The sequence below is a fragment of the Lentilactobacillus kisonensis DSM 19906 = JCM 15041 genome (genome assembly GCF_001434135.1).
Lineage (GTDB): Bacteria > Bacillota > Bacilli > Lactobacillales > Lactobacillaceae > Lentilactobacillus > Lentilactobacillus kisonensis.
Genome location: NZ_AZEB01000006.1, coordinates 31,218 through 56,989, shown reverse-complemented (window position 1 = coordinate 56,989; position 25,772 = coordinate 31,218). Strand labels below are relative to the sequence as shown.

At 41.4% G+C, this 25,772-nt stretch carries 21 protein-coding genes; 7 read left to right on the top strand and 14 right to left on the bottom strand.

Translation table 11 applies throughout. The features are described 5' to 3' along the window. Window positions 1–33 precede the first annotated feature (33 nt). Window positions 34–1,632: a ribonuclease Y gene (gene rny, locus FC98_RS04490; RefSeq protein WP_056949252.1), complete on the bottom strand. Its 1,599-nt coding sequence runs from the start codon at window positions 1,630–1,632 to the stop codon at window positions 34–36. Window positions 1,633–1,734: 102 nt separating this feature from the next. Next, window positions 1,735–2,679, bottom strand: coding sequence for an alpha/beta hydrolase (locus tag FC98_RS04485; RefSeq protein ID WP_008858326.1), 945 nt, complete (start codon window positions 2,677–2,679; stop codon window positions 1,735–1,737). Between the two features lie 352 nt (window positions 2,680–3,031). On the opposite strand from FC98_RS04485, the gene FC98_RS04480 reads away from it, so the two are divergent. Further along, entirely contained in the window at window positions 3,032–3,442 is a 411-nt protein-coding gene (locus FC98_RS04480; RefSeq protein ID WP_040472067.1) for a helix-turn-helix domain-containing protein, read from the top strand. Window positions 3,443–3,762: 320 nt separating this feature from the next. On the opposite strand, the gene FC98_RS14620 is transcribed toward FC98_RS04480, so the two are convergent. Continuing rightward, window positions 3,763–3,924 carry a hypothetical protein gene (locus FC98_RS14620; protein WP_155805201.1) on the bottom strand — a complete coding sequence of 54 codons (162 nt, stop codon included), beginning with the start codon at window positions 3,922–3,924 and terminating at the stop codon, window positions 3,763–3,765. 49 nt (window positions 3,925–3,973) lie between these two features. Between FC98_RS14620 and FC98_RS04475 the strand changes: the two genes are divergently transcribed. Further along, the gene (locus tag FC98_RS04475; protein WP_040472016.1) at window positions 3,974–4,828 is read left to right on the top strand and encodes a hypothetical protein; all 855 of its coding nucleotides are present in this window, start codon (window positions 3,974–3,976) and stop codon (window positions 4,826–4,828) included. On the opposite strand, the gene FC98_RS04470 is transcribed toward FC98_RS04475, so the two are convergent. Continuing rightward, window positions 4,800–5,378, bottom strand: a complete 579-nt coding sequence (locus tag FC98_RS04470; protein WP_056949251.1) for a methylated-DNA--[protein]-cysteine S-methyltransferase — start codon at window positions 5,376–5,378, stop codon at window positions 4,800–4,802. The two genes, FC98_RS04475 and FC98_RS04470, sit on opposite strands and share 29 nt — an antisense overlap. Before the next feature lie 226 nt (window positions 5,379–5,604). On the opposite strand from FC98_RS04470, the gene FC98_RS04460 reads away from it, so the two are divergent. Beyond that, a complete protein-coding gene (locus tag FC98_RS04460) occupies window positions 5,605–7,044 on the top strand; it encodes a DUF2252 domain-containing protein (protein WP_056949250.1) in 1,440 nt (479 codons plus the stop codon). Further along, window positions 7,034–7,375: a DsrE family protein gene (locus tag FC98_RS04455; RefSeq protein ID WP_008858334.1), complete on the top strand. Its 342-nt coding sequence runs from the start codon at window positions 7,034–7,036 to the stop codon at window positions 7,373–7,375. The genes FC98_RS04460 and FC98_RS04455 overlap by 11 nt, the downstream gene beginning before the upstream one ends. Before the next feature lie 2 nt (window positions 7,376–7,377). Here FC98_RS04455 and FC98_RS04450 read toward each other — a convergent pair whose 3' ends face one another. The 6 genes from FC98_RS04450 to arcA form a co-directional block, all read right to left on the bottom strand. Further along, window positions 7,378–8,034, bottom strand: coding sequence for an HAD hydrolase-like protein (locus FC98_RS04450; RefSeq protein ID WP_054654813.1), 657 nt, complete (start codon window positions 8,032–8,034; stop codon window positions 7,378–7,380). Window positions 8,035–8,263: 229 nt separating this feature from the next. Beyond that, window positions 8,264–9,694 carry an arginine-ornithine antiporter gene (gene arcD / locus FC98_RS04445; RefSeq protein ID WP_056949249.1) on the bottom strand — a complete coding sequence of 477 codons (1,431 nt, stop codon included), beginning with the start codon at window positions 9,692–9,694 and terminating at the stop codon, window positions 8,264–8,266. Between the two features lie 15 nt (window positions 9,695–9,709). After that, window positions 9,710–10,405, bottom strand: a complete 696-nt coding sequence (locus tag FC98_RS04440; protein ID WP_235803580.1) for a Crp/Fnr family transcriptional regulator — start codon at window positions 10,403–10,405, stop codon at window positions 9,710–9,712. A gap of 131 nt (window positions 10,406–10,536) precedes the next feature. Further along, complete coding sequence (gene arcC, locus FC98_RS04435; protein ID WP_054654811.1) at window positions 10,537–11,490, bottom strand: carbamate kinase; 954 nt, start codon at window positions 11,488–11,490, stop codon at window positions 10,537–10,539. Between the two features lie 218 nt (window positions 11,491–11,708). Continuing rightward, a complete protein-coding gene (gene argF, locus FC98_RS04430; RefSeq protein ID WP_008858339.1) occupies window positions 11,709–12,740 on the bottom strand; it encodes an ornithine carbamoyltransferase in 1,032 nt (343 codons plus the stop codon). 180 nt (window positions 12,741–12,920) lie between these two features. Next, complete coding sequence (gene arcA / locus FC98_RS04425) at window positions 12,921–14,156, bottom strand: arginine deiminase (RefSeq protein ID WP_054654809.1); 1,236 nt, start codon at window positions 14,154–14,156, stop codon at window positions 12,921–12,923. Between the two features lie 757 nt (window positions 14,157–14,913). Here arcA and FC98_RS04420 point away from each other — a divergent pair. Continuing rightward, window positions 14,914–18,009 carry a YfhO family protein gene (locus FC98_RS04420; protein ID WP_056949247.1) on the top strand — a complete coding sequence of 1,032 codons (3,096 nt, stop codon included), beginning with the start codon at window positions 14,914–14,916 and terminating at the stop codon, window positions 18,007–18,009. A gap of 227 nt (window positions 18,010–18,236) precedes the next feature. Here the strand turns inward: FC98_RS04420 and FC98_RS04415 are convergent, their stop codons facing one another. Further along, window positions 18,237–18,719, bottom strand: a complete 483-nt coding sequence (locus FC98_RS04415; protein ID WP_040472023.1) for an arginine repressor — start codon at window positions 18,717–18,719, stop codon at window positions 18,237–18,239. Window positions 18,720–18,933: 214 nt separating this feature from the next. Continuing rightward, a complete protein-coding gene (locus FC98_RS04410) occupies window positions 18,934–21,216 on the bottom strand; it encodes a glycoside hydrolase family 65 protein (protein WP_420805280.1) in 2,283 nt (760 codons plus the stop codon). A 347-nt stretch (window positions 21,217–21,563) separates the two neighbouring features. Here FC98_RS04410 and FC98_RS04405 point away from each other — a divergent pair, with 347 nt between their 5' ends. Next, complete coding sequence (locus tag FC98_RS04405; protein ID WP_008858344.1) at window positions 21,564–22,496, top strand: LysR family transcriptional regulator; 933 nt, start codon at window positions 21,564–21,566, stop codon at window positions 22,494–22,496. Window positions 22,497–22,685: 189 nt separating this feature from the next. Here FC98_RS04405 and FC98_RS04400 read toward each other — a convergent pair whose 3' ends face one another. After that, window positions 22,686–23,990 carry a nucleobase:cation symporter-2 family protein gene (locus FC98_RS04400; RefSeq protein ID WP_008858345.1) on the bottom strand — a complete coding sequence of 435 codons (1,305 nt, stop codon included), beginning with the start codon at window positions 23,988–23,990 and terminating at the stop codon, window positions 22,686–22,688. Between the two features lie 542 nt (window positions 23,991–24,532). Here FC98_RS04400 and FC98_RS04390 point away from each other — a divergent pair. Further along, window positions 24,533–24,901: a hypothetical protein gene (locus FC98_RS04390; protein ID WP_054654805.1), complete on the top strand. Its 369-nt coding sequence runs from the start codon at window positions 24,533–24,535 to the stop codon at window positions 24,899–24,901. A gap of 194 nt (window positions 24,902–25,095) precedes the next feature. Here FC98_RS04390 and FC98_RS04385 read toward each other — a convergent pair whose 3' ends face one another. After that, window positions 25,096–25,446 carry an aggregation-promoting factor C-terminal-like domain-containing protein gene (locus FC98_RS04385; RefSeq protein WP_008858348.1) on the bottom strand — a complete coding sequence of 117 codons (351 nt, stop codon included), beginning with the start codon at window positions 25,444–25,446 and terminating at the stop codon, window positions 25,096–25,098. Window positions 25,447–25,772: the final 326 nt, after the last annotated feature.

The following is a 25,772-nucleotide window of genomic DNA, read 5'->3' as shown; positions in this document are numbered from 1 at the left end:
GTAGCCTGCAAAGCAAAACACTCAATTCAAGCGTTATGCGCCTCGACTTGCCTTTTTGGCTTTCTTTTTCTTTTCAGCACCAACGTAGGCAACCGCTTTAAAATCACGAATTGACGTCACCTTAATCTTTCCAGGATACGTCAACTCATCTTCAATTTGGTCTTTGACTTGTTCAGCCAGTCGTTGGTTTTGCTTATCATCAAGTTGCTTAGGATCGACGATAATTCGGATTTCTCGGCCAGCTTGAATCGCATAGCTTTCCCGAACACCCTTTTTCTCACTCGCAATCCGTTCCAAATTCTTAAGCCGGTTAACGTATTCTTCAACCGACTCACTACGAGCACCGGGACGCCCACCAGAAATAGAATCCCCAGCAGCTACCAAATGGGCAATCGGCGTTGTCACGTCGACGTCACCATGGTGAGAAGCAATTGAATTAACCACTTGTGGATCCTCATTATAAGCATCGGCAATCTTAACCCCAAGCTCAACGTGGGTGCCATCCACTTCACGATCAATTGCTTTACCAATGTCATGAAGTAATCCAGCCCGCTTAGCAATTTTAACGTCCAAGCCAAGTTCGGCAGCCATTAACCCAGAAATGTCAGCCACTTCCACCGAATGGTTCAGCACATTTTGACCATAACTCGTTCGATATTTTAAGCGGCCCACAATTTTAAGTAAGTCCGGATGCATCCAGCCGATATGAAGCGACCCAACGACTTTTTCACCGGTTCGCCGCAGTTCATTGCCGAGATCCTGTTGCGCAATGTCAACCTGATGCTCAATGGATTGCGTATTAATCTGTTTGGTTACTAATAAATTTGAAATGGTTGTTTTAGCCACTTCACGTCTCAATGGATCCTGCGTAACAACGTGTAGTAAACAAGGATCATCGGGATCAAATACCAAGTCAACCCCAGTAAGGGTCTCGATATAGCGAATGTTTTGGGATTCCCGGCCAACTAACTTTTGCTTGGTGTTGACGTCTGAAATCTGGATGGCGTGCTCAATGTGTTCCCGAGGAATATCCAACGGCGCGCGCTGAATGGCGTCAACGGCCATAATCTTGGCCATCTTAGGTGCACTTACCTGAGCCTCATCGGCCTGATACTTTAGTTCGACGTCTCTCTCCCGGTCCAAACTAATCTTAAGCCGATCTAAAACCTGCTGTTTAGCTTGTTCAACGGAAAGACTCCCTCGCTGTTGTAAAGTAGTGGCCCGCTGCCCAGCCAATTCTTCTGCCTGATGATTTAATTGTTCAATGCCATCTTTTAACTCATTTAAATCAGCCTGTTTTTCAGCCAACTTTTTATGAAGATCATCAAGCCGCTCAGACGTTTGGGTCAACCCATTTTGGCGTTGATCAATTCGGTTTTGACGAGTGACGTTATCCGCTTGGTAACTATCGAGTTCTTCTTCAATCGATTCTTTATAATCTAGCGTCTGGTGCTTACCATCAGCAAGAATCTTATTAGATTTTTCTTTTGCTTCGACGTTTGCTTTATTAACGAGTTCCTCGGCAGTTGCCTTGGCATGCGTAATTTCTGCGTGATGCCGCCGCTTTTGTACTTGAACTCCGGTAATCGCCCCAATGATACAGGCAATCACCCCAAGTATGATATAAATCAAGTGCGGACCTCCCTTCTAAAATAGTCCTAGTAGTAGTTTAACATATTCAAAGAATTGCCGCCGCAAAACTTGCCACTACCTATTAGTACTTATCATCTCATTTCACTTAACATATTTTTCTAAAAAGGTTTTAACCGTTGCTTCATAAAGTTTTGGCTGCTTTTGATATGAATCCGCATGACCAGCTCCCGGAACAATAAGTAACTGTTTTGGCCCTTTGTCTACCCGATATAACGAGTAAACCATTCGGGTCGGCACAAAATGGTCTTTCGCCCCATGAATAAAAAGCATTGGCCGTTGATTTTTCTTAACTTGATTGAGGGCGCTGGCTTCTTTGAATGAATACCCATTTTTAACATGGTTAATCAGACTCACAATCCCAACTAATGGAAATTTCGGTAAGTGGTACAGCTCCTTAGCTTGATAAGCAACTTCATCATAGACGTCCGTATAACCACAATCTTCAACGTAGGCTTCTACCTGACGAGGGACGTTCTTAACCCCACTCACCATCATAGTTGCGGCACCGCCCATACTAGTCCCAAACATGACAATTTTTGAATTTTGACCATTGGTAGCAATTAATTTCTTAATCCATTTAACGTAATCAAGCCGATCGGGCCAACCGTAACCTATGTAATTACCCTGACTATCACCATGACCCCGAGCGTCTGGCAACAAAACATTATAGCCTAACTGATGAAACATGTACGCGTACGAAAACATCTTATCCTTATTGCCCATGAACCCGTGAGCGATTAGGACTGATTTTGTCGTTGCTTTGCTAGCAGGGATGTAATTAGCGTCTAAAATAAGATGCCTGGTTGCCGATACTTCATACCAGCGCTTCTTGTTCACGTGCTGATACCACTCGTGAGCGGGATATAATGGGTTGCTATGAGTAATCTTTTGCGGCTTGCTTAGAAACGACTTAGGCGCCGGCACAACTGCGACTTTATAAAAGTAGCTACCAGCCCCAAACAGACCCGCGGCAATCAAGAATGCCACAGAAGTACATGTAATGATGATTTTTGTTCGTTTTTTCATTAATTAATCCACCTGTCTATTTAGAGTGCGGAACCAAGCGATTAGAAAGCGGAACCTAAGTTAGGCCGTTCAGAAATCCTGGGTTTGGATTTTTGAACGGAGTGGCTTAGGTGCAGCTTTCTGCTTGGTGTAGCACGTTTCCACTAGGTTGCCAAGCTGCAATGGTACAGAATTCTGAGATCCCTAGTCTTGGGATTTTTGTTAGCGATGCTTACATGCAGTTTTGCTTTGCAAAGCTACCCTACAAAGTATTATTGTGAATAATCGTAACATAATTGGTAAATAAGGGCTGTCCATTTTGTCAACTGAAAAAATGAAGTATAATGAAATTAATGAACAGGACGGTGATTACATGTTTCCAGAAAGATTACGAGCATTAAGAAAGGGACAACATCTCACTTTATCTGATTTAGCTCAAGATATGAACGCTGAATTTAACCAGGAGGGGCAGGCCAGCAAAAATACCGCCTCCCAAATTGGTAACTGGGAGCGTGGTATCAGAACCCCTTCTTATGTAGAAGTTCAAAAACTAGCAAAATTTTTTGACGTCACAATGGACTACTTAACTGGCCTAGCAGAAAATAACACGTACGACTTGGCAAAATTATTCATTTCAGACAAGACCCTGCTATTTAACGGTGAAGCACTAAATTCAAAAGACCGATACGAAATCTACCAGCTCATTTCCGGTTACGTTCATGGAATGGGCGGCAGAACAGAAAAGCCGGGACCACAGGTACATCAAGAGGAATTAGATTTGTAGTGAGCGGAACAAAGCGCTTAGAAGTCGGAGCCTAAGTTGCCTCGCTCAGAAATCCCGAGGTTTGGGATTTTTGAGCGAGGTAGCTTAGGTGCAGACTTCTGCTTTGCGGAGCTGTCCTACAAATAGTGCGCAACCAAGCGGTTAGAAACCGGAGCCTAAGTTCCCTCATCCAGAAATCCTGGGCTTGGGTTTTTGGGTGAGGGGGCTTAGGTGCAGGTTTCTGCTTGGTTATGCACGTTTCCACTATGTTGACAAAAAACACTCCCTAGTCACCAGCCCCCACAAGCAATGACAATCGTCATCCCCTAGCTCCAACCTATTCACATACTACCAATCATAGCTAATAACCCAAAAAAAGCCACAACTATGTAGCCAACAATAATGACACTGCTTAGGACAATTTGTTTGGTACTCCGATGCATGACTGCAATAATCAGCCAAATAATTAACCCCATCAGCCCCAACATTAATAAGCTTGTCAAAGACAAAATCAATCCCCTTTCCAATACATCAATTATTTTAGGAGCTTTTATGTTATCCAATAAGCAAAAAAAGAAACTACTTAAGACTAAACATCCCCATAAAGAATCTCTGGAAACTAGCTACATTGATCAGATGCTAGGCTACCGGACACTTTTTTCGGATTTTCCACAAATTAAATTTCTTATCAATAACGTCATCGAAAGTGATCACCTCATTAAGGCCGGATTACTACCCCAAGACCTGCCGGAATTATTACTGCCAGACGATATTCAAGATCAGATTTTTAATCAGATTAACCAGCGCTTTGACAAAAATGACCCTAAAGGTGACGAAGTGTGGAATCAATTAACCGACGCCTTACCAAAACTTGATAAGCAACTCCGTTCATACCGCGATTACTTAGAGGCTGAGTACGGAATGTGGGCGTATATCTCGGCACCGTTCGTTAAGGATCTTGCTGACTATATTAAGCCTAACGCTGCCGTTGAAATAATGGCTGGGAACGGGGCCATTTCTAAGGGCTTAAAGGACCTCGGCGTCACCGTTTACCCAACGGATAATTTGGGTTGGGTAGCTGAAAATCAAACCGGGAAACACCAAATGACGCCAGTGGAGAAGCTAGATGCGCTCGCTGCAATTCAAAAATATCAAAATCAAGTTAAATACGTCATTATGAGTTGGTCGCCAGATAAAAGCCCCATTGATGTCGCCGTTTTAAATGCCGTTAGAAGTGCCAACAACGATCAGCTAACCTTAATCGTTGTCGGCGAAAAAAACGGTGCTACAAATTCAACCCAATTTTGGCAGGCTGCTAATTACATCGAGCCAGAAGCTACTAAGAAATTAAATCGACATCACCAACCGTTTGACCTCATCAAAGACCGGGTTTACCTAATTGACTAATCTTTGGCAACGGCAACCTCTTAATCAAATTTCGCTTGGGTTCTGCCTCCTTTTCAAACTGAAGGAGGGCCTTTTTGGCCTCTTTGCCGCCCCGATAATCACCAATATCACCGCCTGTTTTAATCACCCGATGACAAGGAACAACAATTAATAGCGGATTTTGAGCCACCGCGGTTGCCACGGCTCTTACCGCTTTTTTATTCCCTACGTTTTCAGCCAACTGCTTGTAAGTGATTGTTTGCCCATAGGGAATCTTTTGGATTTCTGTCCAAACTCGTTGCTGCAGCGGTGTCCCCAGGTTTCCAAAGTCTAGGGGCAGATCAAAGTCCTGCCGTTTCTTATCGAAGTAATCCGTTAATTCGTCAAGGTAAGGCTCAGTTATCGTATCATTATAAATAAATTGATAACGATAGCGGTTTTCAGGATAAAAATCAAAGATTTCCGACAAAAAACGCCCAGGGCTGGAAACAAAATTTAGGCCCTTGTCGGTAACTGTGAAGAAGAATTTTTGGTCGTCAACTTCAATGCTTTCCCAATAAATTTTTTTCATAAATAAAATCTCCATTATACTCATTGTTCACATTGTAGCACGTTTGCCTTGACTCTCTCCACACCCATGACCACAATGGACTTATTTAGGACAGCTGCGTCAGGCAGAAACTTCCATATAAGCACCTTTGCCAAAAATTCCAAGCCCAGGAATTTCCGGCCAAGGAGACTTATATTCCAGTTTCTAACCGCCTGGATCCGCTCACTTACAAAAAGGAGTATCAGTAATGCCAATCAATCAGGCGCTAAGTTTAAAGAATGCTTCAGATAATTTACGATATGATCTCAGTCAAATTAGAATTGATAAATCCATCCACGAATTAGTTCAAATGGGCAAAGCAAATCGAGATAAAACACCGTTTGAAAAGTTAGCCAAGTTTAAACCGGTTAATCGGGATGTCGTTCAAGGAATCCAGCATGTTGAACACAAGTTAATTTCTGAACTGCTGCCCTTACGTCACAAGCGGTTAGCTGTTTCAGCATTTTCATTTTTCCGTGGAACTGATGAACTAATGGCGTTTGATCTTTCAAAACAAGTATCTACCAATATCCCCGTCGTGATTTCTGGCGATGCCCACATCGGCAATTTCGGTTTCTATGCCTCTCCTGAACGCAAGCTGTTATTTGACCTCAACGATTTTGACGAGTCAACAATTGGCTCATGGGACTGGGACGTTCGCCGCTTGCTGGTCAGTATTCTATTAGCCGGAGAACAGCTTGGGATTGATGCGAACCAGAATAAGGAAATTATGCGAGCAGCCGTTGAAACTTACCAGCAAATTCTTTGTGAGTGCTTCGATGATCACTCAGCAATGGAGCGTTACTACTTCTCGACAGAAGTGGAGAATTTCTTGAAGTCAGAAGCTGACGATAAGCCACTTCCAAAGTTATGGCGTAAAATTTTAAGTAGCGCTTCCCAACGTGATTCCGAGCGAGTTGTCAAAAAATTCACCACGATTGACAGTCACGGTCACTTAGTCTTCAAAGAAAATGCGCCGCGAACCGTCCATGTGTCGCCCAAACGGTTTAAAGAAATCAGTGCCCATCTGGTGAAATACGATCAAACGGTTAGCCCGGATGTAACTGTGTTACTATCTCAATTTCACATTAGCGATATTGTTCGTCACAGCGTCGGCGTTGGGAGTTTTGGGACGAGATGCTATTTGGTACTACTAACCGCCATTGATGGCAGCCACCTGGTGCTTCAAATTAAGGAAGCTTTACAAACTCGACGGTTTCAAGGATTTGATGTCACCACACCGTATAGTCAAAATGGACCAGATAACGGGGAACGAATCATCACCTGTCAACAAGTTCTCCAACGCACCTCCGATCCGCTACTAGGTTTCTACCATAACGAAGACACAAATAGAAGCTATTACGTTCGCCAATTTTGGGATATGAAGGAGTCAATGAACCTTAGTAAAATGGACCAGGATGACTTTGAAACTTATGCGAAAATCTGTGCCTTATTATTGGCCCGGGGACATGCTCAAAGTCCAACGGCTGCTATTGTCCGCGGCTATGTAGGTAAAAAGAAAAAGCTAGCTAACAGCCTGGTCGACTGGGCAGTTGCCTATTCGCAACAAGTTTACGAAGATTACGACCGCTTTTTACAAGCACTGGATACAGATCAGTTAGCGAAGGAGGTATCACATGACTCATAAAGTGGTTTTCCATATCGACGACATGCAGAAATGGGCTCATACTCTGGGAAACGTTAGCAATTTGCTAGCATTTGGTGATCAAACCGGCACTTCGTACAAAGTCATTGTCTTGGTAAATGGTGATGCGATTCTAGGTTATCTGGTTGGCAGTCTCCAAGATTCAATTGCACAATTAACTGCCAAGTCAGTGAGCTTTCATGCCTGCCAAAACGCTATGAATAGCCATACAATCAAAAAAGATCAGCTCCCAGCAGGGGTTGAAGTCGTTCCCGCGGGTGTTGCTGATCTCATTTCATTACAAGAAGCTGGATATTCGTACATCAAGCCTTAAAATTAACCAATCAAACGACTAACACCCGCCTGAATTTGTTCTGGCTTGTCAACAATTTCTGACGCGTGAGCACCCGCAAGTTCTGGCACATCACCAAACCCATAGGTGACACCTAATGTCTTGACCTTATTATTATAACCACCGAGCATATCGGTATCGCGATCGCCAATCATCACACTTTGTTGTGGATTGGCGTTCGCTTTTTCTAGTGCATACTTTAAAACAGCTGTTTTCGTAACCCGGGTCTTCTCATCTGACGTCGCACCAAATTCCCCATCGAAATACCGGCCGAGGCCAAAATGTTCAGAAATCTCGTTAATCATTGGCTCCGGCTTAGCTGAGGCAATATGCAACATATATCCCGCATCATTAAGCGTCGAGAGTTCAGCCAAAATGCCTGGATAGATTGTCAATTGAAAAATTCCCTGCTTGTGATAATATTCTTGATAATATCGAAGCGCACTAGTAACATCCCCGTCAGACAAATCCGGGTAATACTTCCGAAAACTGGTAATTAACGCTGGCCCAATAAATTTGCGATATTGGTCAGTCGAAAGATCAGGTAACCCCATTTTGTTGACGGAATACTTAATTGATTTAACGATCCCAATTTCAGAATCTGCAATCGTACCATCAAAATCGAAAAATAGATCTGTCATGAATACTATTCCCACTTTCATAAAATAATGATATTGGTTCATTATCACTGGTTTGGGTCCTAAAATCAAGGGAACAGCCACAAATCATTATCAAAGCTAACCACCAAACTAACCACCCTGTTAGCCGATGATTGGCACTAGCATTTAGGGGCTTCTAACCAAACCCCAAGTTGGAATTTAGCTAAAAGCCCCTAAATACTCGTAATAAAGATTAGTCAATTATCACTCGCTAGAATGTAATCTTGCCTACCAGTAATCCATAGATCGTATAGATGGCAGCAATTACAATGACGATTGCAAGTGTCATTTCTATTGGTCCAAAGACTTTCTTAGCGTGATTATCGCGCTTTTGTAGGATCCAAAAGACTGGAATTCCTGCAGCAAACAGCAGTGACATAAGCAGTAAGAAGTTAACACCGGCGGCAAATAGTAGCCAGCAGGCATAAACGCTCGAGATAATTCCAATAATAATATTACCACTCCGACCCTTGCCGTGATCACTTTGAACAGAATATTTCAATTGATAGAAAGCGGAAAACGCGTAAGGAATCAGAATCGCAGCACTGGCAATTGAATAGAAGAAGTTATAAGCCTGTGCGGTAATCAAATAAGTGAACATAAACAATTCAACTAATACGTTCGTAACGGTTAAGGACGTAATCGGTGCCCCATTCTTATTTTCTTTGGCGAAAATTTTGGGGAATGAGCCCTCTTTTGCGGCTTCATATGGCAATTGGCCGGCAAACATGGTCCATGATAACCAAGCCCCCACAACGGAAATGATTAGGCCGAGGTTAACAACAGCCGAGCCCCATTTACCAACAATACTTTCAAGTAAGTCGGCCATTGCTGGCTGCGTTAAGTGTGATAAGCCCGCACGGCTCATAACACCAAACGAAAGCAACGTTACTAACATATAAATCAAAATAACAGTAATAATTCCAAGAACAGTTGCTTTACCAACATCAGAACGTTTCCGAGCCCGGCCTGAGAAAACAACCGCACCTTCAATTCCGATAAATACCCAAACGGTTACCAGCATTGTACTCTTAGCTTGGGCCATAACATCACCAAATTGGAAATTACCACTTGGTGTAAACCAGAAATTGCTGGTAAACATGTTCAGTTTGAATGCGAATAAGACAATTAAAATAAACAAGAAAATTGGAATCAATTTAGCAATGGTGATGACCGCATTAACAAATGATGCGGATTCAACACCCCGTAAAATCATAAAGTGACAAGCCCATAAAATAAATGATGCGGCAACGATGGACCAAATATTTTGACCATCTCCAAAAACTGGTAAGAAGTATGCTACCGCACTCATTAACAACGTTGCGTAACCAACGTTACCTAGCCATGCCGACAGCCAATAACCCCAAGCTGAGTTGAAGCCCATGTACTTGCCAAAACCGGCTTCCGCGTAGCTATAAATCCCAGCATCCAAGTCGGGGCGCTTCATGATCAAGTTTTGGAATGTTAAAGCTAACATCACCATTCCAATAGCGGTGATCACCCAACCGATGATAATCGCACCAGGGCCCGCACCGGCAGCCATATCGTGCATTAAGTTAAATACACCACCACCGATGATTGAACCAACAACTAACCCGATAAGCTCGAGCAAGCCTAATTTACCATCTTTCTTTTCTTCCATATTCACTCACTCCTTTTAGGTAGATGTTTCATCTCTAACTAAAATTTTGAAATACTTCCGATTATATTGAATCTTGTTTTCCTTAACCAACTGCTGAACCATCTGACTAGTGGTTTCCCGCGTTGTGCCACTTACCTTGGACAATTCAACTAACGTCATTGGATAAGGGACCAAGATCGTGCCATCCTCTTGATCATCTCCTATCTGCTGACCTAAAAACCAAATGGCATTCCAAACCCGACACTTAGCACTCGTGGTAACCATTTTTTGAAGTTGAGTTTCAGCCATGTTAATAATGCGGCTCATCTCTCGAATGGCATTGACCATTAATTCTGGGGTGTTTTGTAAAACTTCTTCATACACGCTCATTGGAATCTCAGCCAACTTCACCTCAGTCATACTTTCAACCGTATAAGCATAATTATCATCATCAAATAGACCGATGTATGGAAACGCCTTATCCTGACGAATGTAAAGATAAAGCTGCTCCTCACCGTCTTCGTCCCAGTGAAACGATTTAACAACGCCATCAATTAAATAATAGAAATTAGCTCGGGAATCACCTTGGTCAAACAGGACCTGTCCCCGGTGATAACGCTTGATTTTCATCGTGGAAATTACTTTTTCAATATCATCATCACTTAACGGGCCAAATTCAGGATGCGTTCGCAAATTATCTGCATACTCATGGTACGCATTTCTATCTTTCATAATCATTGTAATCTCCCCAAAAACGGTTACATAATTGTCTTATCAAGAAAAGTGTAACGCATTTGGATGGGGTAAACATTAAATGAGCTCATAATTGCTTAAATAACAACTCATTTTTTACAATTAAATTGTTATACTTTTGATCCCTCAGGCTTAATGACCGTTCCACTTCCGTTGTCGATAAAGCCTTCAATATTATCCAAGGCCGTCACAACGGCCTCGTTTCCGGTTGCCTTAACAAAATCCATTGCAGCTTGAACCTTTGGTAACATGCTGCCAGGAGCAAACTGTTTCTCTTCAATAAACTTATCGAGTTCCGAAAGTGTCACATCTTCAAGCTTCTTTTGATTTGGCTTATTGAAATTGACATAAATGTTGTTAACCGCCGTTAAAATAATTAGTGAATCTGCACCAACTAATTCAGCTAGCTTTTCACTAGCGAAATCCTTATCAATAACGGCCTCTTTACCCAACAATTGATTGCCATCGCGAACAACGGGAATCCCACCGCCACCAACTGAAATTGGCACAATTCCAGCATCGACAAGCGTATTAACCGCGTCAGTTTCAACAACTCCAATCGGCTTTGGTGAAGGAACGACCCGCCGATAGCCACGACCAGCATCTTCGACAAACGTAAAGTCAGGATTTTGTTTCTTTGCTAAATCAGCTTCGTCCTTATTCATAAAGGGACCGATTGGCTTAGTTGGCTTGGTAAATGCCGGATCATCAGCACTTACTTCTACTTGAGTGACAACGGTCGCAACCGTTTTGTCGAGGCCCTTTTCTTTAATTACTTGGTTCATTGCATTTTGCATCCAGTAACCAATGCTACCTTGAGTCATTGCAACACAGGTATCAAGTGGCATTTCTGGATTATCCTTAGTGCTACCTGCCGCTTGCTGTAACAGTAAGTTCCCAACTTGAGGACCATTCCCGTGGGAAATAATCAGCTGGTCACCATTTTCAATAAATTTAACCAAATGTTCTGCTGTGTCACGCAACGCCTGCTGTTGAGCTGCGGCGGAAGCGTCCTTCGATAGAATTGCATTGCCGCCTAAAGCGACTACTATTTTCCGTCCCATAGTCATTCTCCTTCTTCTTTAAAAATAAAAGGGGCTGGGACAAAACAATTGTTTTGCTGCCAGTCCCTTCCGGTGTTCAAATTAGTTTTCTTGGAGGATCACACACGTAATTGTGTTCCAACAGGTAACGCTCTGCACACAGGTCTGGATTTATAAACCCATAATTGCGGTTTTAAATGGCTTGTATGCTAGTTGTTAACCATTTGATACTGCACTCGCTATACTTTCGGAATAAATAAGTTACCCAAAGTTGCGGCCATCATTGCCTTGATTGAGTGCATTCTGTTTTCAGCCTCTTCAAACTGACGAGCATACTTACTAGTAAATACTTCATCAGTTACTTCCATTTCAGTGATACCATACTTTTCCTCAATTTCCTTACCATAGGCTGTTTCGGTATTATGGAATGCTGGTAAGCAATGCATGAAGATTAGCTGATCGTCGGGTGTTCCAGTCTTCTTTAACGCTGCCATATTCACTTGATATGGTGTCAGCAACTTAACTCGTTGCTCCCAGTTACTCTCACCCATTGATACCCAAACGTCGGTATAAACGATGTTTGAACCCTTCATACCTTTATCCAGATCGTCAGTAATTAATAACTTAGCACCAGACTTTTCAGCAAAGCCTTTGGCAATATTTTGAATTTCATCAGTTGGGAATAATTCTTTTGGTGAAACAATATGAATGTTAACACCCAGAATAGCACCTGTGACTAATAACGAGTTAGCAACGTTGTTACGGCCATCACCCATAAACGTCAACGTTAATCCTTGGAGTTTACCAAAGTTTTCCTTAACGGTCATGAAATCAGCTAACATTTGGGTTGGATGCCATTCATCAGTTAAGCCATTCCATACTGGAACGCCACTGTCTCGAGCGAGAATCTCAGCATCACTTTGCTTGAATCCCCGGAACTCAATCCCATCAAACATGCTGCCAAGAACCTTAGCAGTATCTGAAGTGGTTTCCTTCTTGCCTAATTGAATATCATTTTGTCCTAAATATTCAGGATGAGCACCCAAATCAATAGATGCAGTGGTAAATGCTGAACGAGTCCGCGTTGATGATTTTTCAAATAGCAAAGCAATGTTCTTACCCTCTAGATAATGGTGAGGAATGCCTGCTTTCTTTAATGCTTTGAGATGCAATCCAAAATCAATCAAATATTCAAGTTCTGCTGCCGTAAAATCTTTTTCGGCTAACACACTACGCCCTTGAAATACATTTTGTCTAAAATCTTTTATCATAATCGATTCTCCTTGATTATTTGTTTTTGGGTACCAAATGTGAATTTAAGTTAGTGTCATGCCGGACTGCTCCACCAAGCAACAGCCTGCGCATAAGCCCCTTATCTGTGAATCCAAAATCAGGATTCTTCAAATAAGGAGACTTATGCTTCGGCTATTAACCGCTTGGCTCCGCCCACTTTAGATATCTTCTCTAACAATTGGGCAGCTCATGCAACGTGGACCCCCACGCCCTCTTGATAATTCACTTGAAATAACTTCAAGTACTTTAAGACCATGTTTTCTAAGCAAGTCATTAGATACATAGTTTCTGTTGTAAGTTACCACAACACCTGGTGCAATTGCTAATGTGTTTGAACCATCATTCCATTGTTCACGGCCAGCGATGATTGGATCGCCACCACCAGTTGGAATCAAGTCGAGATCGTCAAGTTTCAACGCATCTTTTAAGACAGCTTTTAAATCTGTCCGGTGTTCTAAGTGAAGTTCACCTTCATTTTTACCTGGTGTAATTGTCCAAGTATCAATGTGGCCGCCTTCGCCTAAAATTCCTGGATGAACCGTAAATTGATCGTAATTAATCATTGTAAACACAGTATCCAAGTGCATCATTGCATGGTTATGTGGAATCTTAATGGCAATAACGGTGTCAAAATGACCATCCTTGAATAAGTTCTTGGCAATGTCTTGAATAGCATCAGCGGATGTCCGTTGTGAAACCCCGATAGCCATCACATGATCATTCAATACTAACTCGTCGCCGCCTTCAATTCGAGTATCGTGGTCTCGGTTACGCCATACATGGACACCCTTATTGGCAAAACGTGGATGGTAATCAATCACAATTTGATTAAACAGTGATTCTCGTTGCCGAGCTGCGAATGTCATGTGGTTAATGCTTAAGCCTTCACCAATACATGCCGATGGATCACGGGTAAAGTAAAGGTTAGGCATTGGATCCATATAGAATTCATAATCTTCAGTTTCAGCAGCACTTACTAAGTCCGTTGGGACAAAATCAACTTCGTTCTTACGGACCCCTTCCATGATCTTATTAACCATGTCTTGGTTATTCATACTGCCTAAATATTCTTTTAAGGCATCATGAATTGTGCCTGTCGCATATCCGGATTCGGTTAACATTTGCTCCAAGAAATCATCACGGACTTTGTCACCACCAGCATCTAATGCCTCAGCGGCCAACTTCTCCAGATACAGAACTTCGATCCCATTATCGCGAAGTGTGTCGGCAAAATAATCATGTTCCTTTTGAGCAATTGGTAAATATGGAATGTCATCGAACAATAAGCGTGGCATCATATCTGGGGTGAAGTTTTCAATTTCCCTACCAGGTCGTTTCAGTAATACCGTTTTGAGCTTACCGATTTCAGATGTTACATGAATTGGACTTGTCATTCTTGTTACCTCCTCTTCCTTTGAGTACAACTATATAATAATCTTTTTTGAAAACGCTATCGTACAAATTCTGCCATTGAAAATGCGAGAATTCTAACAAAATTAGGGCAAAAAGTATAAAGGGCTTTATTTATTAATTTTTTGTTTTAATAATCCCTTCACAAATAAGCATAAACGGTTTTTTATACAATGTCTATTAATAAGGTTAGAAGATAACGTTTTGATTAGAATGTTCAAAACCCGAAAACAACCACTTTCCTTATCAAAAGGCGGTTCAGCTCTAATTTATTCGGTATAAATATGTTTAACGTTCATAAAATATTCATATCTAGAAACAAAAAAATTCATATCTTACAATTTATTTTCACGAGTCTCCTTTTCCGCTGGATTTGTTTACTTTACCTCTACTTAGTCGTTCTTTTTTTCAATATCATTAAGCTTTAGTTCATCCCTTGTTTTATCGATAACTAGCACCGACAATAAAGATAATTACTTAGGACAGCTGCGCAAAGCAAAAGCCTACATATAAGAACCTTTTGGAAAAATTCCCCCAAACCAGGAATTCTTCCAAAAGGAACTTATATTTCGGCTTCTAATCGCTTTGCTCCGCTCACTTTACTAGGACAGCTGCGCAAAGCAGAAATCTACACATAAGCACCTCCAGCAAAAATTCCAAACCCGGGAATTTCTGCTGGAGGAGACTTACACTCCGATTTCTAACCGCTTTGCTCCGCTCACTTTACTTTAGGAGGCTCTCATGCAAACGAATCATCACTTAAGAAAACATTCGTTTCAGTTGCCACTTTTTTTGATTTATACCGTTACATTTATTTTCATATGTCTCTTAACCTACTCAATTCCTTGGCTCGCTGGTAAAACTTTAATTTGGAACGTTGATGGCATCGCTCAGCATTTTCCAATTTTGGCCCAATTTCAGGCTATCTTACAGGGAACCGCCCACCAATCACTATTTGGATGGTCATGGAATCTTGGTGCTGGAGCTGACCAGCTGACAACCTTTGCTTTTTACATTGTTGGTGACCCATTCAGCTACCTGATTGCGCTCTTTCCCACAAGTCAGCTTGAGCTTGGCTATCAGCTGCTCATATTACTTAGACTATACTGTGTCGGTTGCGCCTTTCTTGCATGGGCAAACGAACGAACATTTAGCCGTCATAGCAAATTAATTGGCACCTTAATCTACACCTTTTCTGGTTATAATTTTTATGTATCAATGCATCACCCCTTCTTCTTATTACCGATGATGCTCTTTCCACTACTTGCTATGGGGATTGAAAAAGTCCTTCACAAACAGAACTGGTTACCATTAGCCCTCGCCATCGCGTTAGCCCTTATTAGCAATTTTTACTTTGCTTACATGCTCGCCTTAGGGACATTCGTTTATTTACTGACGCGTTACCTACATATTTATCACATAACGCCAAACCGCTTACCCTTTAGCAGAATCGTCTATTGCCTCTTTCAAGCCATTATCACGGGGCTCTTAATGGCCAGCGTTGTTTTGTTTCCAACGCTGCTATCGGTCTTTCAATCAACCCGGATCGCTTATCATGCTAAATTCGCTAACGGACTCTTGCTATATCCCGCCAAGTATTACCTTGCCCTGCCTAACCAATTGATTACCAGCACAACGACCAAAGATTACTGGCTCGTTCTAAATCTCTGCGGGCTCACGTTTCTAGCTGCAATTTACGTCCTTCGTCATTTCAAACAATACCGCTCACTGGCCACGATCCTTGTCCTAATTATAGTTGGCATTTTATTACCACAAGTCAGTGCGACAACCAACGGCCTATCGACGCCATCTAATCGCTGGCTCTTTCTCGCTGTCCTACCACTTGAATTAGCAACCATGATCTTTATAGATCAACTTCCTAAACTGACCAAAGGTGATCTCAAATGGCTCATTTCATCCCTGGCAATTTTAGTCGGCCTCGTTTGGGTAACGAAGGGATTTACCCTGAAGTTACCGCAAAATGACTTGGTTGCTTATGGTTTTGCAAGCTGTTTTCTACTATTATTTGCCTGCCAATCTTCACTCAAACTTTCTGCCCACACCGTGGCAGTTGCGCTAACCGGCTTAGTATTGTTAAATCTGATAAGCAATGGTCAGGGCTGGTTTAGTCCCAACAACAGCAAAAACATCAATTCTAATTTAATGATTGGTACAGCTTCTCAATGGCTTCACAAATATTATGATGGCGCTCAAAATGGCCTCGCTCATAATCAAGGCTTTTACCGAACCACCACAATTCATAACTACTATTCCCATCGAACAGCGGGAAATAACATTCCAATGGTTCTCGGCACTCATGATTTAGGAGCTTACTACTCCATTCAAGATGGTTACGTTTATAAATACAGCCGTTCAATTGATAATTCCCAAGCCGTCGTTAATTCAGTTATCGGTGAAGCAGACGGCCGGACGACGCTGCTTAATCAGCTGGGCGTTCGCTACATGTTCGCCAAAACCGACATTGTTAAGCATCCCCAAACAATTCCTTATGGTTACCACTTTGTCCGTCAAAATGGTCGGATCGTCGACTTCCCAGAACAGCCGGTCAGTGGTTTAAGTAACCATTCAGGCACTGTTTTGCTAGAAAATAAGTTGGCCCTGCCGCTGGTTTATACGCAAAATAACACGATTTCAAATTCCGACTATCATAAGCTAAGTCCAATTAATCGTGAACAATCACTACTTACTGGTACCGAAGTTGATAAACCTATCACCGGGGTCAATAATATTGTTCCCAAACGCACCAGCCAACCAGTTAGTTACACGGCGCATTTATTTGATCAACACATTGTTGACACACCAGTTAAGGCGGTTTTATCACGATTAAGACGTTCGCCTAACAGCCGATATCGCCAAACTGCCCAAAAATACCAGACTACCTTACCAAAAAATAAAATTAAAATCTGGGAAAAGGCAACTGGATTAAGGCCAACCAGCACGCCATTACAAAACGTACTTAACCAAAATAAAGACGTGCTGGCTCGAAATAAGCAATTCAACCGTTCCGGGCTTCACATCATGGACAACGATGCCCAGGGACGCCATTTAGCTTATCAATTAAAAATAACCAATCCACAAAAATACCGCAATAGTGAACTATACTTAGTGATCGACGGTATTTCAGCAACCCGTCACACAATGATGGACCGGTTAAACAATTTGCGGGCAAACTCGATCATTAATGGAACCCCCGTTTCTAAATTGGAAAAAATAGACCGGTTAAGAACTGCTAGCCAGCATCCAGATTTGGGTGGCTTTACGGTATCGGTCCAGTCGCCGACTAACTTTACCTATTTTAGGCAATTACCTATGAATAACCTTTCGGATTATGAAAATCGGCAACACGTCGTTCTTAATTTGGGTTATTCGAACCAACTTCGTAAATCGATGACCCTCCATTTCAACGGGGTGAAGCAATTACGCTTCAAACAGGTTAAACTTGTCGCCGTGCCATTTAGCAAAAATTATGACAGCCAAATTCATCGGTTGCAGCAAGCCGGCTTACAAGAACAAACCGTCACGAACAACTCGGTTAGTGGGAACACGAATGCTGCGGGTCATGCCCGAATTATGACAACCTCAATTCCATATTCCAAGGGATGGCATCTAAAGATTGACGGCACTCCCAGTCAAACCTTTGTCGCTAACAAGGGCTTCGTTGGCGCTCGAATTCCAGCTGGTAGACATTTTGTCAGCTTAAAATACCAAACACCTGGATTAACAGTTGGCATTAAATTAACCATTATTGGCTTAATTTGGTTCCTTAGTTTTACATTAATAAGCGGTGTTCGCCATATCTATAAGAAGACTCATTGAGGGCTTTAATTAAAAAGAAGCTGCTCAAAGTTGTAATCGTAACTTTGAGCACCACGTCTATATTGACAGGAGGTACAACAAGCGACTAATCCTGCTATTTACCAAAAAATCACACCCATTCCAAAATTAGGAATGAGTGTGATTTTTTGATAAACTCTGGGATCAACATACCTATCATTTTAATCTCCACATAAATATGGGGTCATCCCATTCGGAATTACTAGCTACTAATCCTGAATGGATGATACTAATAAATCTGGGTTTGAATGCTTAGTAAACAAATCATTGATACTCTTAGCAGATGCCACTGAAGGACTGAATAAGACAATTGTGTCGTAACCAGCCAGTGTCCCAGCAACGTCGTCTAAATGCAAATCGTCAACTACAGCCGCCAAAGGATTAGCATAACTTGGCTGCGTATGAATCACATTAACGAACTGAATTTGGCGGATATCCGTCACCGTTCCGTTAATCATCCGGTACATGCGTTCCAATTCATTTTGATTACCTGACTTAAAAATCATGTACCGTGAATTGCCTGAGCTATCAGGCTGCTTAACAATTTGCATCTCCCGAATATCCCGAGACAGTGTCGCTTGGGTAACGTTAATTCCGGATAGTTTCAACTTCTCCATTAACTCATCTTGAGTTGTAATCGTATATTGATTGATGATTTGCTCAATTTTAGATTGGCGCGCTTCTTTTTTCATCGGACCCATTCCTTTCAAGAAACTATGGCAACTAGCCCATAGCCTTTTCAAAACTTGTTTAAATATTCAACATTTAACAAGCTGTCTGCATAACACCATCATAGCAAATAATAATACAAAGAGCGCGCTTTTTCTAAAATTACGATTGGAAAAACCAGCAACAATCAAAACGAGTTCAGAAATGACGGCCCTAAACCACCAATGGTGACACACTTTAATACTGGCAAATCTGTTTAGGATCCTCTGGGGTTACCTTGATTTTTTTATTATAAACCGAAAGAGCCATTCCCTTACCACTCATTAATTCAACTTCAACTTGATCCTGATAAATGGTAAATAATAACTCACAATGATGCAACTGTAATCGGAATTTCACGCAATTCCAGGCATCAGGTAAGTGGGGCTCTAGTGAAAAGTGGTCAGCATTATTAACAATGCCGGCAAAGCCATATACAATCCCGGACCAAGCAGCCCCCAAACTTCCCGCGTGAATCCCATTTTTTGTATTATGATGAAGGTCAATTAAATCGGTTTTTACTGCCTGGGAGAAGAAATCATAAGCTTGCTGGTCACGATCAATCCGGGCCGCCACAATTGCATAAATTGCCTTGGACAAGCTCGAATCGTGAGTGGTAATCGGCTCATAAAAATCATAATCCGCTTTTAATTGATCCTGGGTATTCCCCTGTGGAAACATGTAATCTACCATAATTGTGTCCGCTTGTTTATTAACTTGAGCGCGATACAGCATTAATGGATGGTAATGCAATAGTAATGGAAACCGGCTTTGATCAATTGATGAAATCGACATTTTAGGAAGCTGCTCAAAGTTTTGAAACTGCAGCTTGACGTTCTTTTCTTGATCATAGGGAAGGTACATCAAATCGGCGGCTTCCTTCATCTCCGCAATCTCTTCGCCAGTCACATTTAATTGAACAGGGATATCCGTATCACCAAATTTTTCGGCATATTTAGCCGCCAAACGCAGGTTAAATTGCGCCATCACATTCGTATAGTAGTTATTATCAACCAAGGCACTATATTCATCTGGCCCAGTTACCCGGTTAATTACAAAGTGACGCTTGCCATTAACCTGAGCAAAGTTGCCATACTGCATCCAAAATCTAGCAGTTTCCAGAATGATTTCAAAGCCATCCTTTTTCAGAAAATCTTCATCATTCGTAATCGTGTAGTATTGTTCGACAGCAAACGCAATGTCGGCGTTAATGTGGAACTGAGCCATCCCAGCTAACCAATAAGCACTTGCTTCATACCCGTTAATTGTCCGCCAAGCATACATTGCCCCCTTCTCAAGGCCAAAGTCACTTGCTTGCTCCTTAGCCATTTGCAGCGTGTGATACCGATACATTAATAGTTTTTTAGCAATCGTTGGCTCGGTATAAACAAAAAATGGCAGCATGAAGATTTCGGTATCCCAGAAAAACTGGCCGCCGTAACCATTACCAGTTAATCCTTTGGCGGGAATACTCGTAAATTCATCACGTCCCGCTGACTGGTTGAGTTCAAACAAGTTAAAACGAATGCAGGACTGAATGACCGGGTCACCATCAATTTTGACGTCACTGTGAAGCCAAAAGGTTTGCCATACTTGAGCTGAAGCCATAAGTTCTGAATTAAACGACGTGTTGCGAATGTAATTATCTAGGGACGCCAAATATTGATCAGCATACATCCTGGCATTAACCAATGGATGAATGTCACCAATTGAAAATAGAAATTCAAATTCCTTTTGACTACCCGGCTTTGCATGGTACTTACTGTGATAACCATAATGGTGATTGTCATCCTCAAAGTAATCAATTTCTGGATTTGAATCGGTGGCCTGATCAGCTTGATAGGTTAAAATAATTCCTTGCTGGCTTCGAAAAGTGGTCACCAGATAACTTGGCTGCCCATTATCCGGAATAAAATCAAGTTGCATTTGGCCAACATCTTGGTTAACCCGCACATCTTCAGACTGCTGATGAGTCGACTGGTTAACGTAATCATGCAGCTTAATGAGTTCGATGTCTCCCTCAAAATTCGTCGGGATGATTGCATACTTAACCCCGTACACATTTTGCTTACTAAGACTGGCAAAACTTTCCACAACTAAATTAAAGTTTCGATTCTCAGGCGTTGTAATGCTGAAAAGTTCATGGACTAATCCAGTTTGCATATCTAAATTCTTATCAACGTTAACAACTTGAAAATGATCAACCGCTGAGTCTTCATCTTCGACTTTAATTCGAATATATCGGGGATCAAAAAGGCGGTTAATAACCTGGTCGTTATCAGGGTAGCCACGATACTTTTCACCATATGAAACTTGGTTATAATCAAAAAAGCCATTAATAAACAAGCCTGGCGACCCAATGTAGTCGACATTATTTCCTTGCAGCGGGTTAGAATCCCTTACACCAATGTGGCCATTGCCAACATTATAAATTGTCTCTAGAAACAGTGGATCCTTATTCTTTAGGTTCTGTAAATGGATTTGAAATTCCGGTGTCTACTCAATCCTCATTTAATAACCCCCTGAAAGTTGTCTGATATCAGTTTACCATTTTAGGACAGCATAAGTTTAATTTTGGTATGTCAAAATATTTATATTTTTAATGTTAAAAATATGATTACCCTGTTGATAATTGTTAAGAATTAATTAATACACCTATGAAAAGATGAACACCCTTTACCAGTCAATTACGAATTGGTATACTTAAAAGTAGGCTTCGAAATAAATGATCACATACGAGTCATAATTCATGCATATATTACTGGAATATCCTATAATCTGGTTGTCGGATAACATTTTGATGAGGGGTCCCAAAGGAGAATAGCAATATGAACAGCAAATTACTTTCGTTTCTTGAAGAGATAAAGGCACAAGGCAATATGTCCAAAGCGGCCCAAGCATTATTCGTTACGCAACCCTATATTAGTAGGGTTATTAAAAATGCTGAAGTTAACTTTGGAGTTAAGTTAATCGACCGGTCATCCCACCCCATCCAGTTAACTTATGCTGGAGACAGGCTGCTCGCCTACTTACAGGAAGAAAATCGGTTAAGGTCTAATCTTGACCGCGAAATGACCCATTTATCCCAGTTTAAATATGGTCATTTAACAATTGCTTCTAATGAAGTTGTCACAAATGATTTATATAAGCCCGTACTTGTCCGTTTTTACAATAAATATCCGAACATTCACGCCCAGATCACCAGGATGACCAGCCGGGATGCTGAAAAACGGCTCTTGTCTGGAACGCTTGATTTCTTCATTGGTCACGCGCTCCAAAGCCATAAAGTTGATTACCAACCAGCAGCCCGCTTGCCATTAGTTTTGATTATTCCAAAGACCTCCAAATTATTTGTTCCGGGACAGTTATACACCAACTACGAAGATTTGGATCTTACAAAGCTCTCAGGCGAATCATTCATTGGTACACCACCGGAAGATAACTACCAACGACTCATTAATAGTTACTTTAGTGACGTTGGCATCACCCCTGAATACAGCATTGAAGTACCAGACCTACATCTTGCATCTGACCTAGCCATTGAGCACGTTGGGGCAATTGTTACCCCAGAACCATTTGCTGGTGAACGACGCTTAACTGAAGATCAAAAGGCTGGCATTAATATCGTTAAAATCCCAACCGATGTTTTAACCGCCAACTTTGGTATTTCGTACATCAAAAACAAACAAACTTCTGAACCGGTTACTGATTTGCTAGATATCATCACTGAGTATGTGGATGAATACACGCCAAAACGGTAAGCACATGACAAGCAATAGCCGAATTGCAACCAAAATAAGGCCATTCAATTGCCCCTTTAAATGGGAGTTAATTGAATGGCCTTATTTTTGATATTACGGATTCTACTGAGTCGCTTAAACGACAGTTTCACATATACATATTAATTTTCTAACAAATTCCTGTCATCTATTAAAAAGCAGCCTGCTGACTTATTCTTCAACTTTATCCTGCAACTTCGTATGGTTTAACAAGATGTTCAAAATAACTGCCGTAAAACTCCCAACAACCATTCCGTTACTCATAATGACTTGAACCGTAGCAGGCAGATACTGGAATAGTGCTGGCTGGGTTGTAACTCCTAGGCCCAGTCCAACTGAAATAGCAATGATCAAGAGGTTCTTGTTATTCAGTTCAACCTTAGACAACATCTTGATCCCCTGGGCACCAACCATTCCAAACATGACTAGCATTGCCCCACCCAGTACCGATGCTGGAATTAAGGTAGCAATTGCGCCAAACTTTGGAATCAATCCTAAAATCATCAACATAAACGCTGAATAATAAATTGGTGTTAACTTCTTAATTCCTGACAATTGAACAATCCCAACGTTCTGTGAGAAGGTTGAATATGGGAATGTATTGAACACACCGCCCAAAATAGCAGCAATCCCTTCTGAACGATACCCGTGTTCCAAGTCACGATCTGCCAACTTTCTACCGGTGATGTCGCTAAGTGCGAAGTAGACACCAGTAGATTCAATCATACAGGTAAATGCAGCTAGAATTAAGGTTGCAATCGAGGACCATTCAAATTTAGGCGTTCCAAAATAGAAGAATTGCGGCAATTGGGCCCAATGCGCTTGTCCAACCGCAGCAAAATCAATTTGCCCCATCAAAATTGCGACGACTGTTCCAACTAAAATTCCAATTAAAATTGAAATTTGCTTCAGGAATCCCTTTGCCCAAATGTTTAATATGATAATAATCAGTGCCGTAAAAAAGCCCAGGAATAAATGGGTTGGATCACCGAAACTTTTAGCCGCTGTGTCACCGCCACCAATGTTTTGAAAGGCAACTGGCATCAATGTAAAACCAATTAATGTAATTAACGATCCGGTTACAACCAACGGAAAATATCGCCGCATGTGAGCGAAGGGTTTTGCAACTAGAATAATGAACACGCCAGCCACAATAATCCCGCCGTACATATAACCCAGGCCAAAGTTCTTACCGATTGACTGTAGCGGCGCCACGTACTCAACCGCACACCCTAAGACCACCGGCAAGCCAATTCCAGTAATTGGTGTTCGACGGATTTGCAGCAAGGTTGCAACCCCACACATAAAGATATCCATCGAAACCAGATAGGTCATTTGGGCCGCGTTAAACTTCAAAGCCGCCCCAATTAGCAAGGGGACTAAAATATCGCCGGAGTACATCGCCAGCAAATGTTGAAAGCCTAAAATTGCATTCCGGATTGGCGACTTTTCTTTCGAAACAGAAACATTATTCATAATATTCTCCTCTTTATTCGTGTTTAACGTAATATTTAAATATTAACACGAATGAGGGTTAAAAACAATTTCATTTCCGAATAATCTCGCCGACTGACTACCTTCATCATTATGATCACACCCTGAATAGCCATATCAGTTTTACTTACAAACTGATATGCAAGAGTCGTTCGAATTAATTGGCTATTAATAATCAATGCCGATACCGTTTTCATTTTAAAAAATAATTTAATTACCGATATGAAACGTTTTCATAGCTATTTTCACTTGACTTATTATTAAAAGCAGTTAGACTGTTTAACAGTAAAGAAGACATTAGCACTCAGAACTAACATATCAGTTCTAGTCGCTATCAACGAGTTACTGCTTTCAATTTAGCAGCGCTCACGTCAATATTTGTAGGACAGCTCCTCCAAGCAACAATCTGCGTGTAAGCACCTCAAACAAAAATCCCCAAAACCAGGATTTCTGTTTGAGGAGACTTACACTCCGATTGCTAACCGCTTGGATCTGCTCACTACTTCAAAAGGGGAGATTATTCAATGACAATTAACGACACAACTAGCTGGAAGGACTCATTACAATCAGAGGCCTCATTCAAAAACTTCATCACCAAATATTTCCAAGAACACAAGGAATTAACCGGTAAGTATGAGGTTCCTTCATATTATGAATACTACACCGCTCATCTCGACAGCCGAGACGGTATTATCATCGCTTTAACAACCGGCGTCAATCAATCTGTCAATTCACCTATTGCACCTTTACCATTCAAGCAAAAAGAAAAAATGTCCATCGAACAATTTCGCCAATTGATCCTGAACAAGAAATTCGCTGACATGCAGGTTTCTCTCGCTGACGTTTTTAAAGCCGTTGCCGGAGTTCCAACTGCTAAAAGTACAAATCAATAATCAACTTTTATTAGGAGACTGGGAACGAAACGTTTAGATTCCAGCCTCTTTTTTCATCCCATTCATTATCCATCAGAACCCAGTTTCCATGTGTTTCAACTACGTAGTTCATTTCGCCACCAATATAAAAATAGGCGCAACCATTCCGATTTCTGGAATGATTGCGCCTATTTTTGTTTAAACCTAATTGCCGTTTAGTACCAGCCGTATGCTTTCCAATGCTTCTTAGCATTAACCCAGCTGCCATAACGAGCTTTTACATAATGATCAGCAGCTTTTTCTTGGTTATTTTTTGAATAGTCACCATGTAAATATGATGAACTTAATTGATATTTACCAACGTAACGACCATTACGGGCGCCATATGACCCTCTTGATTCATGATAGGCAATCCATGATTTGGCCTTTTGGTTAGCCTTTGATAAGTCTGATTTGTATACTTTAGTTGTTTTAGCACTTGCGATTTCAGTGGATGTGGCAACGTTAAATGTGCCATAGAAAGTTAATGCGGTCATTAGGACCATGATGATTTTTTTGAATTTCATTGTGAATTAATTTCTCCCTCGTATTTACTCAACACGATAGAATATACACTCCGGTATTTACAGACAGGTTGCCGGAAAATTACAAGCGTGTTAAACCCGTTGTCATGTTAGTAATATTAGCAAGCGAAATTAGTAATCACCGCTGACTTAGCCTATTGCAGCAGCTTTTTGAGCAAAAAATTCCACAACCTTTTTATTTTAGATTATGGAATTCTAATATAAATTATTTGAAAAATATTGGTTATCGATCATTTTTGGGCGTTTTTAATCACTCAATTGAAACGTTTTTGCCCCAATCTGACTCGTAAGCCACTTGGTCAAGATCG

What these genes read in the sequence shown, in the direction of transcription:
- FC98_RS04485 (WP_008858326.1), bottom strand. Translation starts at nt 2,679, where the DNA reads ATGAAAAAACGAACAAAAATCATCATTACATGTACTTCTGTGGCATTC.
- FC98_RS04480 (WP_040472067.1), top strand. Translation starts at nt 3,032, where the DNA reads ATGTTTCCAGAAAGATTACGAGCATTAAGAAAGGGACAACATCTCACT.
- FC98_RS04475 (WP_040472016.1), top strand. Translation starts at nt 3,974, where the DNA reads ATGTTATCCAATAAGCAAAAAAAGAAACTACTTAAGACTAAACATCCC.
- FC98_RS04470 (WP_056949251.1), bottom strand. Translation starts at nt 5,378, where the DNA reads ATGAAAAAAATTTATTGGGAAAGCATTGAAGTTGACGACCAAAAATTC.
- FC98_RS04460 (WP_056949250.1), top strand. Translation starts at nt 5,605, where the DNA reads ATGCCAATCAATCAGGCGCTAAGTTTAAAGAATGCTTCAGATAATTTA.
- FC98_RS04455 (WP_008858334.1), top strand. Translation starts at nt 7,034, where the DNA reads ATGACTCATAAAGTGGTTTTCCATATCGACGACATGCAGAAATGGGCT.
- FC98_RS04450 (WP_054654813.1), bottom strand. Translation starts at nt 8,034, where the DNA reads ATGACAGATCTATTTTTCGATTTTGATGGTACGATTGCAGATTCTGAA.
- arcD (WP_056949249.1), bottom strand. Translation starts at nt 9,694, where the DNA reads ATGGAAGAAAAGAAAGATGGTAAATTAGGCTTGCTCGAGCTTATCGGG.
- FC98_RS04440 (WP_235803580.1), bottom strand. Translation starts at nt 10,405, where the DNA reads ATGAAAGATAGAAATGCGTACCATGAGTATGCAGATAATTTGCGAACG.
- arcC (WP_054654811.1), bottom strand. Translation starts at nt 11,490, where the DNA reads ATGGGACGGAAAATAGTAGTCGCTTTAGGCGGCAATGCAATTCTATCG.
- argF (WP_008858339.1), bottom strand. Translation starts at nt 12,740, where the DNA reads ATGATAAAAGATTTTAGACAAAATGTATTTCAAGGGCGTAGTGTGTTA.
- arcA (WP_054654809.1), bottom strand. Translation starts at nt 14,156, where the DNA reads ATGACAAGTCCAATTCATGTAACATCTGAAATCGGTAAGCTCAAAACG.
- FC98_RS04420 (WP_056949247.1), top strand. Translation starts at nt 14,914, where the DNA reads ATGCAAACGAATCATCACTTAAGAAAACATTCGTTTCAGTTGCCACTT.
- FC98_RS04415 (WP_040472023.1), bottom strand. Translation starts at nt 18,719, where the DNA reads ATGAAAAAAGAAGCGCGCCAATCTAAAATTGAGCAAATCATCAATCAA.
- FC98_RS04405 (WP_008858344.1), top strand. Translation starts at nt 21,564, where the DNA reads ATGAACAGCAAATTACTTTCGTTTCTTGAAGAGATAAAGGCACAAGGC.
- FC98_RS04400 (WP_008858345.1), bottom strand. Translation starts at nt 23,990, where the DNA reads ATGAATAATGTTTCTGTTTCGAAAGAAAAGTCGCCAATCCGGAATGCA.
- FC98_RS04390 (WP_054654805.1), top strand. Translation starts at nt 24,533, where the DNA reads ATGACAATTAACGACACAACTAGCTGGAAGGACTCATTACAATCAGAG.
- FC98_RS04385 (WP_008858348.1), bottom strand. Translation starts at nt 25,446, where the DNA reads ATGAAATTCAAAAAAATCATCATGGTCCTAATGACCGCATTAACTTTC.